Origin of the sequence: Rhodococcus sp. KBS0724 (assembly GCF_005938745.2) — a bacterium.
GTDB lineage: Bacteria > Actinomycetota > Actinomycetes > Mycobacteriales > Mycobacteriaceae > Rhodococcus_F.
In genome coordinates, this window is sequence record NZ_VCBX02000001.1 from 4,694,648 (window position 1) to 4,709,480 (window position 14,833).

Consider the following 14,833-nt stretch of genomic DNA (forward strand, 5'->3'; position numbering starts at 1 on the left):
CCGCCCTGGCCGCATCAGCTCACACGCGGCGTCCATCAACTCACACTGCTGCGGCTTCCAGCACCTCGGCGATCGGAGTTCCCGCAGCGATCTTCGCGCGCATCTTCATCACAGCCGCAGGACTGCCGCAACCGACCACAGCTGCCAGCACTCCGTCACGCTCGTAGTACGCGACGAATTTGCGGCCGTCGTCCTTGACGATATGCACCTGATCCGTGGGTGACACAGTTCCCAGAGCCTGAATCTTCACGTCGAATTGATCGCTCCAGAAGTACGGAACCTGCGCGGGTGCATTCGGGTCGCCTGTCCCGGTCAATGCTCCGGCAAGAACCTTCGCCTGGTCCCCGGCGTTGCTCCAATGTTCGACGCGCTTGCGATTTTCCCCGATCGTCCACGCGGCGACGTCACCGATCGCCCACACGTTCTCGACGCTTGTCCGGCCCACCGCGTCGCACAGCACGCCGTTGCCGAGTTCGATTCCTGAATCTGCGAGCCAGTCCGTCACCGGCAATGATCCGACGCCGATGGCAACCACGTCGACCGCAATTTCGGAACCGTCACCGAGTACAGCGGTGTCGACGACGCCGTCGCCTGACAGAGTCTCCAGCCCGACACCAACCCGGACGTCGATGCCGGCGTCGCGGTGCAGTCGCTCGACCAGGGCTCCCACCGTCGTGCCGAGTACCGATGCAAGCGGTGTCGCCTGCGGCTCGAGCAGGACGACGTCAACGCCGTGCGACTTCATGCTCGACGCCAACTCGCAGCCGATGAAGCCTGCTCCGACGATCAGCGCTCGCTTGCCAGGCGCAAGATCCGCGCGCAGAGCAAGTGCTTCCTCGATGGAGCGCAGCACGTGCACACCCGACAGCTCAGGCAGACCGCCGATGCGCCGGGGGGTCAGTCCCGTGGCGATAATCAGATCGTCGTACGTCAGCTCCGAACCGTCGGCAAACGTGACGGTCTTGGACGCGGTATCCACCGACTGCGCTGGGGAACCGAGCTTCAAGTCGATCGCATTCTCGGTGAAGAACTCCGCCGGACGCAGAGTCGTCTCGTCCTTGTCTCCGCGGATGACTTCCTTGGACAGCGGCGGACGGTCGTACGGCAGATGTACCTCACCACCGGCGAGCACTATCTCACCCTCGAAACCGACTCGCCGCAGCTCCTCCGCGGCTCGTAGCCCCGACAAACCTGCGCCCACGATCACAATCCGTGCCACCACACACCCACCCGTCTGTTCTTGCGTCACTATCGGCGCTCACTATGAGAGCCGTCACGTCTTCACGTCAGACTCTGTCATACCAAATTCGGACGTAAGCGTGGTGCACCCGCTGACAAGCAGCGGTTGTCACTAGAGTTGAGGGCAGGTGAGACGCACACACTGAAACTCGAGCAGGGAGCACAGTATGACCAGCGATTCCAGTGGAAGCAGTAGCGTCCAGTTCGGCGCGGACGGTGGCGCCGCGCTCCACAGCACACAGGGCAAAACGATCATCGCCGACGCCGTCGTCGCCAAGATCGCCGGCATCGCCACCCGCGAGATCAACGGCGTCTACGACGTCGGCGGGGGTACCGCACGCGCTGTCGGCGCACTCCGCGACCGCATCCCCGGCGCGCGCGTCAATCACGCCCAGGGCGTGGCTGTCGAGGTCGGCGAGAAGCAGGCCGCGATCGACATCGGAATCGTCGCCGAATACGGCGTCGCGCTCCACGAGTTGGCGCTCGGAATCAGGCGCAACGTCATAGCTGCAGTCGAAAGAATGACCGGCCTCGAAGTCACCGAAGTCAACATCACCGTCTTCGACGTGATGCTCTTCGGCGAAGCCGAGAACCCGGGCACCGAGCCGGAAGCGAAGCCGAGAGTTCAGTGAGCGGTACCGACCGGATCGATCTCGGTAAGGCAGCCGAAACCGTTGCCGACGCCGCGCTGGCAGTTCACGGCGTTGCCGCACTGCACGGCGGCGAGTTCGGCGAAGTCGGAACCTACCTCCCCGGCAAACGCCTCACGGGCGTCGTCATCGACGAAACCGGTTGCAACGTACACATATCCGTGACTTACCCGGCAAACGTCGTGACTGTCGCGCAGCAAGTCCGCGACGCGGTCGGGAAGGTCATCGACTTACCGATCACCGTCACCGTCGGCGACGTCAGCCACCCTGACGATCAAGGCGCACCCCTCATCGAAGAAAGGAACTGATGTGAACAGCACGACAGTCGGCCTGCTGGTCGGTCTGCTTCTCGCCCTCGCCGGAATTCTGGGCGGATTCAGCGGATTCCTCTTCGCGGTCCTCCTCGGCGCAGCCGGTATGGCGATCGGCGCCCACCGCGACGGCCACCTCGACCTCGGCGCAATCCTCCGAAGCCGTGGCCGTGGCTGAGTCCACACCACCCGCCCCGTCGACGCCGGGCACGTCACAACCCGGTCCCGTCGAACGCGAGGTCGATCCCGGCCTTCGCGGCGTACTGGTCATCAAAGACCGTGCGATGTCGAAAATCGCCACAGCCGCCGCGATCACAGTCCCCGGAGTTGTCCGGCAAACCGGTGGACTCAGCAAGTTGACCGGACGAGAACTACCGCGGGCCGACATCGCGACGGGCTCCGACGCCGTATCCGTCAATCTCTTCCTTGCGGTCAACTGGCCATGCTCCGTTGTCGATCTGACAGGCCGCGTGCACCACGAGGTCGCCACGAGCGTCGAGTCTCTCACCGGTTACCCGCTGCACGAAATGAATGTCCTGATCGCCGCAACCGCCGCCCCCGAGGACGGGGACGTCTCGGGGATCACCACCCCCGAAGACACTGCCGAGCAACCGGTTTCGCAGTGGACTCCCCCTCGCGCGCCTGCCGCCGCACCCGCCGCAGCGGTCTCGGCAGTAGTGATCGCATTCGGACTACTCGCGCTTGCTTTTGTGGTCTCGCGTGAATGGTTCATCAATCGTGGCACCTTCGAATCCGCGCCGTGGATCGCGAACTCGGTTGAATGGGCATCACGATTGCACTGGCAGACGTGGCTGTTGCCGACGGCGATCGCAGCAGTCGTCGCCGGAGTTGTCCTGATCATGACGGCCCTGAAGCGACGCGCCAAAACTCATGTGCCGCTCGGTAACCCGAACGCCGGCACGGTCTGGATGCGCCCAACGGACATCGCCCGCATGTGTAGCGGGCAGGCCGCTACGGTGCCCGGCGTCGAACGCGCCCACACCACGGTCGACCGCAAACATGCCAAGGTCCATATCGATACCGTCGGCGGGGATCGGGACACGCTGATCGCGGCAGTCGAAACAGCGGTTCAACCACACCTCGACGTCCTGCAGCGTCCCGTACGTCTGACCGTTCTCGCCCGCGAAATCGCAGCAAGACAGAAGGTCGAATCGTGAACCGCTACATTGCTGGGCTCGACCGAATTGTTGTGCTGATCATCGGCATCGCCCTCGTCGTGGCCGGCGCATACATCATTGCCTGGGATGCCGGTGTCCGCCTGATCCGGACGTGGGTATCACGGCTGGACCGGCCGACACTCCTCGGAATTCCCGAGCAACCCTGGTGGCATTGGGTTCTCACCGGAACTTTTGTTTTCTGCGTTGTTGCCGGATTCGGCTTGCTGTACCTCAATTTACGACTGCGCCGCGCCCGAGCAGTGACACTGCGACATGCCGAATCCGGCACCGACATCAGTGTTGATCTCGGTCCGATCGCCGATGGTGTTGCAGCTGAACTCGCACAATTGCCCGGCGTCCGCACCACCAAAGGACGAGCCACCGTAGACCGTGGACTGCCGACACTCTCCGTCGTGGTCAACGCCGATCCCGGAATCAACGTCGTCGACTTCACCACCCGCGCCGAGGAAATCGCGTCGGCTACGCGCAGAAATCTTGACGGTTCGGATGTTGCAGTGCAGGTTCTACTCCATCTCGACCGGGTGGACGCGGCAAGCTGATCCGCCCGTCACATACCTGAGCCGCCGGAGAGCATACCGATCGTCAGGAGGATGCCTCCGACAATTCCCACCAGTGGACTGTTGCTGTTGAGCAGCCAGTCGTTCAGTGATCCCATGGAATACCTCTTTCCGGTTTTGATCGGTTGACCGGCCGAGCATATCGACAGATAGAGTCCGATATGTCACTTCCGTGAACCTGGGGGCCGGAAACACCAGAAGTACAACACCGGAAACACAGAAAAGGCGCTCACTCCCCGTAAAGGGAATGAGCGCCTTTTCTTGCGTGCTATGAATCAGCTAGCAAGACAAGAGTCTCACTTGATGATCTTGGCAACCTTGCCGGCGCCGACCGTACGGCCGCCTTCGCGAATTGCGAAGCGCAGGCCCTCGTCCATGGCGACAGGCTGGATGAGCTTGACGGACATCTCGGTGTTGTCACCGGGCATGACCATCTCGGTGCCCTCAGGCAGCGTCACAACGCCCGTAACGTCCGTGGTACGGAAGTAGAACTGCGGGCGGTAGTTGTTGAAGAACGGGGTGTGGCGGCCGCCCTCGTCCTTCGACAGGATGTATGCCTGGCCCTCGAACTCCGTGTGGGGAGTCGTGGTGCCCGGCTTGACGACAACCTGTCCACGCTCGACATCTTCGCGCTTGATGCCACGAACGAGCAGTCCGACGTTGTCGCCGGCCTGGCCCGAGTCGAGCAGCTTGCGGAACATTTCGATGCCCGTGACGGTGGTCTTGGTGGAGGTCTCCTTGATGCCGACGATCTCCACCTCCTCGTTCACGTTGACAACGCCACGCTCGATACGACCGGTGACAACGGTGCCACGGCCGGTGATCGTGAAGACATCCTCGACGGGCATGAGGAAGGGCTTCTCGGTCTCACGAACCGGAGTCGGGATGGACTCGTCGACAGCAGCCATGAGGTCGAGGATGGACTGGGTCCACTTCGGGTCGCCCTCGAGTGCCTTGAGTGCCGAGATCGGGATGACCGGGGCGTCCTCGTCGAATTCCTGAGCGGCCAGCAGTTCGCGGACCTCCATCTCGACGAGCTCGAGGATCTCTTCGTCGTCAACCATGTCGGCCTTGTTCAGGGCGACGAGGATGTACGGAACGCCAACCTGGCGAGCGAGCAGGACATGCTCGCGCGTCTGGGGCATCGGGCCATCGGTGGCTGCAACGACGAGGATAGCGCCGTCCATCTGAGCCGCGCCGGTGATCATGTTCTTGATGTAGTCGGCGTGACCCGGTGCATCGACGTGCGCGTAGTGGCGCTTGTCCGTCTGGTACTCAACATGCGAGATGTTGATCGTGATGCCGCGAGCCTTTTCCTCGGGAGCCTTGTCGATCTGATCGAAAGCCGAAGCCTCGTTCAGGTCGGGGTAAGCATCCGCAAGCACCTTGGTGATGGCCGCCGTCGTCGTGGTCTTGCCGTGGTCGACGTGACCGATGGTGCCGATGTTCACGTGCGGCTTCGTCCGCTCGAACTTCGCCTTCGCCACTTTGTGTCCTCCTGGACTGATAATTGCTTGCCGTATGCAGCAGTGCGGTTGGTTATTACTTGGTCGTGCTTCGTGCCGAAAGCAACCGAGGTTACTTACCGGCGCGGGCTGGGGAGCTCGCGGTAATTACTGCTGACGCAGTACTTACTACTTACTCGCCCGTCGCCTTGGCGATGATTTCCTTCGAGACGTTCGCGGGAACCTCTGCGTAGGAATCGAACACCATGGAGAAGTTCGCCCGGCCCTGGGTCCTGGACCGCAGGTCACCGATGTAACCGAACATCTCCGAGAGCGGAACCAGCGCCTTCACGACACGGGCACCACTGCGTTCCTCCATGGCCTGAATCTGGCCACGGCGGGAGTTGATATCGCCGATCACGTCGCCCATGTACTCCTCGGGCGTTGTGACCTCGACAGCCATAAGGGGCTCGAGGATGACGGGGCCGGCCTTGCGGGCGGCTTCCTTCAGTGCCTGCGAACCGGCAACCTTGAACGCCATTTCCGAGGAGTCGACGTCGTGGTAAGCACCATCGAGCAGCGACAGCTTCAGGTTCACGAGCGGGTAGCCGGCGAGAACACCGTACTGCATCGCGTCCTGTGCGCCTGCATCCACGGAGGGGATGTACTCGCGCGGGATACGTCCGCCGGAGACCTTGTTCTCGAATGCGTAGGTAGCACCGTCTTCGCCCACGAAAGGCTCCAGAGCGATGATGACCTTTGCGAACTGGCCCGAGCCACCGGTCTGCTTCTTGTGGGTGTAGTCGTGCTTCTCGACCGTCTTGGTGATGGTCTCGCGGTACGCAACCTGCGGCTTGCCGACGTTTGCCTCGACCTTGAACTCGCGACGCATACGGTCGACGAGGATGTCGAGGTGGAGCTCGCCCATGCCGCCGATGACGGTCTGACCGGTCTCGTCGTCGAGTTCGACCGAGAAGGTCGGGTCCTCTTCGGCGAGCTTCTGGATCGCGATGCCCAGCTTTTCCTGGTCGGACTTGGTCTTGGGCTCGATGGAGACTTGGATGACCGGTGCGGGGAACGACATCGACTCGAGGACGATGGGGTTCGCCTGATCGCACAGGGTGTCACCGGTGGTGGTGTCCTTGAGGCCGATCATTGCGTAGATGTGGCCGGCTACGGCCTCTTCTACCGGGTTCTCCTTGTTGGCGTGCATCTGGAAGAGCTTTCCGATGCGCTCCTTCTTGCCCTTGGTTGCGTTAAGCACCTGAGCGCCCGGATCGATACGACCCGAGTACACGCGGACGAAGGTCAGCTTGCCGAAGAACGGGTGAGCAGCGATCTTGAAGGCGAGAGCCGAGAACGGCTCTTCCTTGCTCGGCTTGCGAGTGATCTCTACTTCTTCGTCATTGAGCTTGTGTCCGACAACCTCGCCGATATCCAGCGGGTTCGGCAGGTAATCGATGACTGCGTCGAGCATGGGCTGAACGCCCTTGTTCTTGAACGCGGAGCCACAGATAACCGGGTACAGCTCGGAAGCGACCGTCATCTTGCGGATGGCGCCCTTGATTTCCTCGACCGTGAGCTCTTCGCCGCCGAAGTACTTCTCCATGAGAGCTTCGTCGGACTCGGCAACGGTTTCGAGCAGCTTCTCGCGGTACTCTGCAGCCTTCTCGACGAGATCCGCGGGGATCTCTTCGATGGTCGGCAGTGCACCGGTCGGAACTACGCCGCGCCAGGTGATGGCACGCATCTCGACCAGGTCGACGACGCCGTCGAAGTCGTCCTCAGCGCCGATGGGCAGCTGGAGAACGAGCGGCTTCGCGCCGAGACGGTCGATGATGGTCTGCACGGTGAAGTAGAAATCCGCGCCCATCTTGTCCATCTTGTTGACGAAGCAGATGCGCGGAACGTCGTACTTGGCAGCCTGACGCCACACCTGCTCGGACTGCGGCTCGACACCCTCTTTACCGTCGAACACAGCAACTGCGCCGTCGAGCACGCGCAGCGACCGCTCCACCTCGACCGTGAAGTCGACGTGGCCGGGGGTATCGATGATGTTGATCTGGTTGTTGTTCCAGAAGCAAGTCACGGCGGCAGACGTGATCGTGATGCCGCGTTCCTTCTCCTGCTCCATCCAGTCCGTCGTCGACGCACCGTCGTGCGTCTCACCGATCTTGTAATTGACACCGGTGTAGAACAGGATGCGCTCGGTGGTGGTGGTTTTGCCGGCATCGATGTGCGCCATGATGCCGATGTTGCGGACCTTGTTCAGGTCAGTCAGCACTTCCTGTGCCACAGGTTTCTTCCCCGCTCGTTGCTTGGTTTTTCGGGTGTCGGCCGTATCCGGTGTGTTCCACCATCAGGGCCATGGTCTTTCAATTATGTCTCTGCCGTGGCAACCCGACCACCTCTGTCCGAATTTAACCGGTCAATGTGATCAGGTCGCCAACGGCGACAGCGTCGGAGCACCCACCCGATGGCAGTTGCTCCGACGCTTACATCACCAGCGGTAGTGGGCGAATGCCTTGTTGGCTTCGGCCATCTTGTGAGTGTCTTCGCGACGCTTCACAGCTGCACCGAGGCCATTGCTGGCATCGAGGAGCTCGTTGGCGAGACGCTCGACCATGGTCTTCTCACGACGTGCACGCGAGAAGGTGACCAGCCAGCGCAGTGCCAGCGTGGTGGAACGACCGGGACGAACCTCGACCGGCACCTGGTAGGTAGCGCCACCGACGCGGCGGCTACGAACCTCGAGTGCAGGCTTGACGTTGTCCAGGGCGCGCTTGAGCGTGACGACCGGATCGGTGCCGGTCTTCTCGCGTGCCTGCTCGAGAGCCTGGTACACGATTCGCTCTGCGGTGGACTTCTTGCCGTCCAGCAGGATCTTGTTGACGAGCTGCGTCACCAACGGGGAACCGTAAACCGGGTCGTTGATGAGCGGGCGCTTCGGAGCGGGGCCCTTACGTGGCATTAGCTCTTCTCCTTCTTGGCGCCGTAGCGGCTGCGTGCCTGCTTGCGACCCTTGACACCCTGGGTGTCGAGGGAGCCGCGGATGATCTTGTAACGGACACCCGGGAGGTCCTTCACACGACCGCCACGGACGAGCACCATGGAGTGCTCCTGAAGGTTGTGGCCTTCACCGGGGATGTACGCGGTGACCTCGACCGAAGTCGTCAGGCGAACGCGAGCGACCTTACGGAGCGCGGAGTTCGGCTTCTTGGGAGTGGTGGTGTACACGCGAGTGCACACGCCACGACGCTGCGGGCTGCCCTTGAGGGCTGCCGTCTTGACCTTGGCGGTCTTGTCGCGGCGACCCTTGCGGACCAGCTGGTTGATGGTTGGCATTTACCGGCTTTCTACGTCGGAACAGACTGCTCGAAGCAACCTTGGCTGTTCTGAAATTAGGGATCTAGCAGTTGGAGCAAGAGAGCTGCTGCTCCTCACCCACCTCTGATACTGCTGCGCTGCGCAAATGCGCTTCGCTCTGCACCCGAGGTCGGGCGTGTCGCATACCCCCACACAGGCAGCCGGATGCTCGTTCTGAAGCAATAACTGCTCGAACGTGCGCACGGCAATACCTAGCTAGGCACACAGATCGGCCCGGGCATGCCGGACACGACCCATAACGATACCTGCCAGCGTGCTATGTGGTCAAAATGAGCACCAAGTGATAGGGAACTCACAGCAACGGCAGGGTTCGACAGCAATTTCAGATACTGACGTTGAGGGTCAATTCTCCGAGTTTGGTGACTCCCGCACACGCATCCATACCACCGGCCGGCTGGCGAACCCACCACCCGAACACTCCTCCAGCCGGAGCGCCGGCGGTGATTCCACAGCTCTGCGGATCCGCCGGTTGCCGGACGAGGTAGGCGTCGCTGCCCTTGACAGTGATCTTCTCGACCACATATCCGAGATGCTCGAACGCGGCGACCTCGTGATCGGTGGTGCCGGTCTCGAACCAGTTGAAGGTGACGTGGACCGGACCTGCGGCACCAGCCCCGTCCCACCGACAGATTGCCCCGTAGAAACCACGGTCGACGCCGTCGGCCCCGATCGCCGCCGCGATCTGTGGGTCGGACACCGCCTCACATTCCTGCAAAACGTTGGCGAACTTCTCGCTCCCACTGCCCCGAAAGCCGCCCTCGGCCACCGGCGTTCCCGTCACCGTCGAACCGCACCCCGTCAACAGGATCAACGACGCACCCAGCGCCGCCGCCCGTGCGCGACTCACTGTGCCCTCGAGACGGTGAGTTCCATGAGGCTCTTCCCGACAACGCACGGATCGGCAGGCGGAGCGACAAACCCGGAATTCACGGAGCCGTAGTTCACCGACCAATGGACAAAATCGCCGCCGAAGGAAATACCCAACTCGCACAACACGCTTTCTCGAGACGCGATGAAACCGGAGTAGCCGCCGATCGTGATGTCGGCGGCAGGCCGGCCGAGGAGATCAGAGCCGGCGCGCTCACGCCCGATGGGGCTGCCTCGGTACCAGGAGAAGGCGACGCTGGGCCCCAACGATCCGGCAACCGTCCATTCACACCCCACACCGTTTCTGGTGACATCGGTGAACGTGAGCCCGAAAGCGGCGACCACCTCGTCATCGGTCACTGACCCGCATTCTGCGACCATCGGACCTGGATCGGTCGCTACCTGGGCGGTTGATGGTGAACCCGCGGACTGATCCGCTGTGCTGTCTTCGGAACCGCAGCCTGTAACCAACGTCAGCACCGCAGCCGCGACCGCCAACGGGGTACTGACAGTCAGGGCTCTGCGGTGCGGCATGCAGGTGACTGTACTTCCGGGATCAGAACTGTGCGATCGCCGACGCCGGAGCTGACACCCGCACGAGCGTCGAGTCGAGTTGCGCCGCCCACGTTCTGACCACTTCGGACCGTCTACGCGAGTCGTCGGTGAGCACGTCGGCGAGCCCCAACCCGCGGGCAAGGTCCAATGTCGCCTGCACCAGACGATGCGTCGTCGGATCTGCGTCGTCTGCGCCGAGACTCTGGACGGCCATGCGGTGCGCGATGCGGCCGAACCGTTCTTCGAGAGGCAATACTCGTGCTCGCAAGTCCGGGTCGGAGGCTGCCGCCGTCCACACCTGAAGCGCGGCCTTGAACAGGGTGCCGGTGTAGTACTCGACCAATCGGGAGATGATCGCCTCGGTTCGACCCGCGCCTGCGGGAAGATCACTGGACTCTTTGCGGGCCTGGTCCATCCGCGCGTCGAACATCACCTCGAGCGCAGCGGTGATCAGGTCCTCACGCGTCGGGAAATGGTGTTGCATGGCCCCTCGCGACATCCCGGCCCGCTGCGCGACGACGCTCATCGTCGTTGCGCCCCATCCGAGCTCGGCAAGACACTCCACCGTCACTTCGAGCAGGTGGGAGCGCGTGACTCGACTTCGGTCCTGCTTGGGTTCTCGGGTCACCGCGCTGCCATCCCTTCTACTGCCGTGTTCTGTTGCGTCTGTTCTAGTGCGCCCAGGCCGCTGGACGCTTCTGCAAGAAGGACATCATGCCCTCACGGGCCTCTTCGGAGGAAAACAGCCGAGCCGACTGCGCGATCATCTCCTCACCGTCTCGGTCGAATCCGGCCAGGACCTCCCTGGTCGTAAGCCATTTCGATTCGGCCAATCCCTGTGGCGAGCACCCCCGCAATGTGACCAACAGTTCAGTGACCGACTCGGCGGTGTCCTGTGACGCTTCCGTCACCAGCCCGATAGCGTGAGCCTCGTGCTGTCCGAACTTCTCCCCCGTGAGCAGATACCGACTCGCAGATCGTTGATCGAGCCTCGGCAGGACCGTCAGCGAAATAATGGACGCAGCCAAACCCAATCGTGATTCCGTCACCGCGAAGGTGCTCGCCGGTCCTGCCACGACGATGTCGCACGCCCCGACAAGACCCATGCCTCCGGCCCGGACGTGACCGTCGATGCGCCCGATCACCGGCTTGGGAAGCTCGAGAATGCTGCGCAAGAGCGTCAGCATCCCCCGCCCTCGCTCCTTGACGGCCTCCTCCGGAGATGCGGACGACCCGGATGCCTCACTGAGATCGGCTCCCGCACAGAATGTTCCACCGGCGTGGGTGAGCACCACCGCTCGAACCGCTGGATCGGCGGCCGCCGACGTCAACCCCGCCTGCACCTCAGTGACCAACCGCGCCGAGATCGCGTTGCGGTTGTGGGGTGAGTCGAGAGTGATCGTGGCCGCACCGCCCGATACTTCGTACCGTACGTATGGCTTGTCCTGATCCGTCATGAGTCGCCTCTTCCTAGTAGGACCGCGGCAGACCGAGGGAATGCTGCGAGACGAAGTTGAGGATCATCTCGCGGCTCACCGGCGCGACGCGGGCGATGCGTGCCGCGCCGAGCATGGCAGCCAGTCCGTATTCCTTCGTCAGGCCGGCACCGCCGTGCGTCTGGATCGCCTGATCGAGTGCCTTGATGCTGGCCTCGGCAGCGGCGTACTTTGCCATGTTCGCGGCCTCGGCGGCACCGAAATCGTCACCGCTGTCGTAGAGCACCGCGGCCTTCTGCATCATCAGCTTGGCGAGTTCGAGTTCGATTTTCACCTGCGCGAGCGGATGCGAAATGCCTTGGTGCGCACCGATCGGCGTCTTCCACACCGTTCGCTCGTTCGCGAACTTCACCGCAGCGTTGAGGGCGTAACGGCCCATCCCGATCGCCATCGACGCACCCAGAATGCGCTCCGGATTGAGGCCGGCGAACAACTGCATCAGGGCGGCATCAGCTTCACCGACCAGAGCGTCGGCCGGCAGGCGCACGTCGTCGAGGAACAAGATGAACTGGTGGTCCGGTTCGATGATGTCCATCTCCATCTGCGTCTTCACGAATCCGGGAGAATCCGTGGGGACGATGAACAGAGCGGGCTTGAGCTTGCCGGTCTTGGAGTCCTCGGTGCGCGCAACGATGAGGACCGCGTCAGCTTGATCGACGCCCGAGATGTAGATCTTGTTGCCGCTCAGGATCCAGTCTTCGCCGTCGCGACGAGCAGTCGTCGTGATCTGGTGAGAGTTGGAACCTGCGTCGGCCTCGGTGATTCCGAACGCCATGATCTTGGAGCCGTCGGCGAGACTGGGTAGCCACTGCTGCTTCTGGTCCGCAGTGCCGTACTTGCCGATGATGGTGCCGCAGATAGCCGGCGAGACGACAACGAGGAGCAGACCGGCACCCTGCGCCGCCAATTCCTCCTGCACCAGCGCGAGTTCGTAGATGCCTGCACCGCCGCCGCCGTATTCCTCCGGCAGGTTGACGCCCAGGAATCCGAGTTTGCCCGCCTCGTTCCACAATTCGGTGAGCGGCTCACCCTTGCGCGCCTTGGGCAGCACGTAGTCGACGTAGTTGAAGCGCTCACCCAGTTTGGAAACGGATGCCCGCAGTTCCTTCTGCTCTTCGGTTTCGATGAAACTCATCATGCTTCCTCTTCTGTAGCGGGTTCTTCCACACGTGCGAGTACCGATCCGACCTCGACCTGCTGGCCGACGGCGACCGGAAGTTCTACCAGGACACCGGCAGTCGGTGCCGTGACGGTATGTTCCATCTTCATGGCCTCGAGCCAGAGAATCGGCTGGCCGGCAGTGACGGTGTCACCGAGAGCGGCGCCGAGGCGGATAACCGATCCCGGCATGGGAGCGAGCAACGAACCGGCAGCGACTTCCGCCGACGGATCCACGAAGCGCGGTGCTGCCGTCAAGGCGACGGGTCCGAGCGAGGAGTCGACAAAAATCTCACTCGCGTATGCAGCCACGTCGAACGAACGCCGAACTCCGCTCTGCTCGAGCACTACCCGGGTCGCAGTTGCCGACACCAGGCTCACGTCGTCGAAGCCTTCTACACTCAGCACACCACTTCGACTCAGCGAGTACCGGACGTCGTAGTCGCCCGACGCAGTGGAGTAACTCTTGCTCTGCGGCTGCGACGGGAGGTTGCGCCACCCGCTGGGCAAGCGGCCGATGACGCGGGCCGACGCCCGGTTGTGCGCGGCATCGGCAAGTGCCGCCGCCAGCGCCGAGATCCTTTCGGCGTCGGTGTCGGCCAGAGGCTTTGACAGCTTCTCGAGGTCGTGAGTCTCGAAGAAGGCCGTGTCGGTATCTCCGGCAATGAAGGCCGGATGGGCCAAGACGTTGACGAGCAGGTCGCGGTTGGTACGCAAGCCGTGAATCCTGGTGCGCGCCAGCGTCGATACGAGCAGCCGCGCAGCTGCCGTTCGCGTCGGCGCGTAGGAGATGACCTTGGCCAGCATCGGGTCGTAATGGACGCCGACGACACTGCCGTCGATGACACCCGAGTCGAGGCGAACACCCTGCTCACGCAGAACACTGAATTCTGCCACGTCACCGGGCAACTCGATGTGGTGAACGGTACCGCTCTGCGGCTGCCAGTTCTTCGCGGGGTCTTCGGCGTACAGACGCACCTCGATCGAATGCCCGCGGATCTGCGGCTGCTCGTCTGGGAGCGCGTCACCGGAAGCGACCTGCAATTGCAGCTCCACCAGATCGAGTCCGGTGGTGCACTCGGTGACCGGGTGCTCCACCTGCAAACGGGTGTTCATCTCGAGAAAGAAGAAGTCGCCCTTTTCGTCGGCGAGGAACTCGACGGTTCCTGCACCTTCGTAGCCGATGGCATTGGCGGCAAGCCGCGAGGCGTCGAACAGCTTGTCGCGCATGGCGGGGATGCGTTGCACGAGCGGTGACGGTGCTTCTTCGACGACCTTCTGGTGCCGACGCTGGATCGAGCACTCGCGCTCCCCCACCGCCCACACCCCACCGTGGCGGTCGGCCATGACCTGGACCTCGATGTGCCGACCGGTCTCGAGGTAGCGCTCACAGAAGACCGTGGGGTCGCCGAATGCGGACTGCGCCTCACGCCGAGCCGCTTCCAGTTCGCCGTCCAGCGCGGACAATTCACGAACGACACGCATTCCGCGTCCGCCGCCACCGGCCGACGCCTTGATGAGCACCGGCAGATGAGCTTCGGTCACCGCGGCGGGATCGAGTTCGGAAAGTACCGGAACTCCGGCGGCGTCCATGATCTTCTTGGACTCGACCTTCGATCCCATGAGCTCGATAGATTCGACGGGCGGGCCGATCCACGTCAGCCCTGCGTCGATGACGCTGCGCGCGAACTCCGCGTTCTCGGAGAGGAATCCATAGCCGGGATGAATCGCGTCAGCGCCCGAAGCCTTGGCGGCGGCGATGATGAGCTCACCCCGCAGGTACGTCTCGGCAGGTGTGTTACCCGGCAGCCGAACCGAGGCGTCGGCTTCGGCGACGTGCGGGCTGTCGGCATCTGCGTCGGAAAATACCGCGACGGTGCCGATTCCGTTCTTGCGACACGTTGCAAAGACACGGCGGGCGATTTCGCCACGATTGGCGACCAGTACTGAAGTGATTGTCACGGCGTGC

16 protein-coding genes are annotated in these 14,833 nt (G+C 62.8%); 5 read left to right on the plus strand and 11 right to left on the minus strand.

Annotation, left to right across the window (positions count from 1 at the left end; all coding sequences use genetic code 11):
- Positions 1-40: 40 nt before the first annotated feature.
- Positions 41-1,219 carry an NAD(P)/FAD-dependent oxidoreductase gene (locus FFI94_RS21520; protein WP_185993274.1) on the minus strand — a complete coding sequence of 393 codons (1,179 nt, stop codon included), beginning with the start codon at positions 1,217-1,219 and terminating at the stop codon, positions 41-43.
- Between the two features lie 187 nt (positions 1,220-1,406).
- Here FFI94_RS21520 and FFI94_RS21525 point away from each other — a divergent pair, with 187 nt between their 5' ends.
- The 5 genes from FFI94_RS21525 to FFI94_RS21545 are packed head-to-tail and all read left to right on the plus strand — an operon-like array spanning position 1,407 to position 3,938.
- On the plus strand, positions 1,407-1,871 hold the full coding sequence (locus tag FFI94_RS21525; protein WP_138869597.1) for an Asp23/Gls24 family envelope stress response protein: 465 nt from the start codon (positions 1,407-1,409) through the stop codon (positions 1,869-1,871).
- Positions 1,868-2,197: an Asp23/Gls24 family envelope stress response protein gene (locus FFI94_RS21530; protein ID WP_260684231.1), complete on the plus strand. Its 330-nt coding sequence runs from the start codon at positions 1,868-1,870 to the stop codon at positions 2,195-2,197. The genes FFI94_RS21525 and FFI94_RS21530 overlap by 4 nt, the downstream gene beginning before the upstream one ends.
- Position 2,198: 1 nt before the next feature.
- Positions 2,199-2,378 carry a hypothetical protein gene (locus FFI94_RS21535; protein WP_033236416.1) on the plus strand — a complete coding sequence of 60 codons (180 nt, stop codon included), beginning with the start codon at positions 2,199-2,201 and terminating at the stop codon, positions 2,376-2,378.
- Positions 2,371-3,378: a DUF6286 domain-containing Asp23/Gls24 family envelope stress response protein gene (locus FFI94_RS21540; protein WP_260684232.1), complete on the plus strand. Its 1,008-nt coding sequence runs from the start codon at positions 2,371-2,373 to the stop codon at positions 3,376-3,378. The genes FFI94_RS21535 and FFI94_RS21540 overlap by 8 nt, the downstream gene beginning before the upstream one ends.
- A complete protein-coding gene (locus FFI94_RS21545; RefSeq protein ID WP_138869598.1) occupies positions 3,375-3,938 on the plus strand; it encodes a hypothetical protein in 564 nt (187 codons plus the stop codon). The genes FFI94_RS21540 and FFI94_RS21545 overlap by 4 nt, the downstream gene beginning before the upstream one ends.
- 314 nt (positions 3,939-4,252) lie before the next feature.
- On the opposite strand, the gene tuf is transcribed toward FFI94_RS21545, so the two are convergent.
- The 10 genes from tuf to FFI94_RS21595 form a co-directional block, all read right to left on the minus strand.
- On the minus strand, positions 4,253-5,443 hold the full coding sequence (gene tuf, locus FFI94_RS21550; RefSeq protein WP_138869599.1) for an elongation factor Tu: 1,191 nt from the start codon (positions 5,441-5,443) through the stop codon (positions 4,253-4,255).
- A gap of 151 nt (positions 5,444-5,594) precedes the next feature.
- Complete coding sequence (fusA, locus tag FFI94_RS21555) at positions 5,595-7,697, minus strand: elongation factor G (protein ID WP_138869600.1); 2,103 nt, start codon at positions 7,695-7,697, stop codon at positions 5,595-5,597.
- Positions 7,698-7,901: 204 nt separating this feature from the next.
- A complete protein-coding gene (rpsG, locus tag FFI94_RS21560; RefSeq protein WP_003941856.1) occupies positions 7,902-8,372 on the minus strand; it encodes a 30S ribosomal protein S7 in 471 nt (156 codons plus the stop codon).
- A complete protein-coding gene (rpsL, locus tag FFI94_RS21565) occupies positions 8,372-8,746 on the minus strand; it encodes a 30S ribosomal protein S12 (RefSeq protein ID WP_003941908.1) in 375 nt (124 codons plus the stop codon). Before rpsL ends, rpsG begins: the two co-directional genes overlap by 1 nt.
- 364 nt (positions 8,747-9,110) lie before the next feature.
- Entirely contained in the window at positions 9,111-9,635 is a 525-nt protein-coding gene (locus FFI94_RS21570) for a DUF3558 domain-containing protein (RefSeq protein ID WP_138869601.1), read from the minus strand.
- Positions 9,632-10,189, minus strand: a complete 558-nt coding sequence (locus FFI94_RS21575; protein ID WP_138869602.1) for a DUF3558 domain-containing protein — start codon at positions 10,187-10,189, stop codon at positions 9,632-9,634. Before FFI94_RS21575 ends, FFI94_RS21570 begins: the two co-directional genes overlap by 4 nt.
- Positions 10,190-10,211: 22 nt before the next feature.
- Positions 10,212-10,838 (minus strand): TetR/AcrR family transcriptional regulator, encoded by a 627-nt coding sequence (locus FFI94_RS21580; RefSeq protein WP_138869603.1) that lies wholly within the window; start codon positions 10,836-10,838, stop codon positions 10,212-10,214.
- Positions 10,839-10,881: 43 nt separating this feature from the next.
- Positions 10,882-11,667, minus strand: coding sequence for an enoyl-CoA hydratase family protein (locus FFI94_RS21585; RefSeq protein WP_138869604.1), 786 nt, complete (start codon positions 11,665-11,667; stop codon positions 10,882-10,884).
- Between the two features lie 13 nt (positions 11,668-11,680).
- Positions 11,681-12,841 carry an acyl-CoA dehydrogenase family protein gene (locus tag FFI94_RS21590; RefSeq protein ID WP_138869605.1) on the minus strand — a complete coding sequence of 387 codons (1,161 nt, stop codon included), beginning with the start codon at positions 12,839-12,841 and terminating at the stop codon, positions 11,681-11,683.
- A complete protein-coding gene (locus FFI94_RS21595) occupies positions 12,841-14,826 on the minus strand; it encodes a biotin carboxylase N-terminal domain-containing protein (protein WP_138869606.1) in 1,986 nt (661 codons plus the stop codon). Before FFI94_RS21595 ends, FFI94_RS21590 begins: the two co-directional genes overlap by 1 nt.
- Positions 14,827-14,833: the final 7 nt, after the last annotated feature.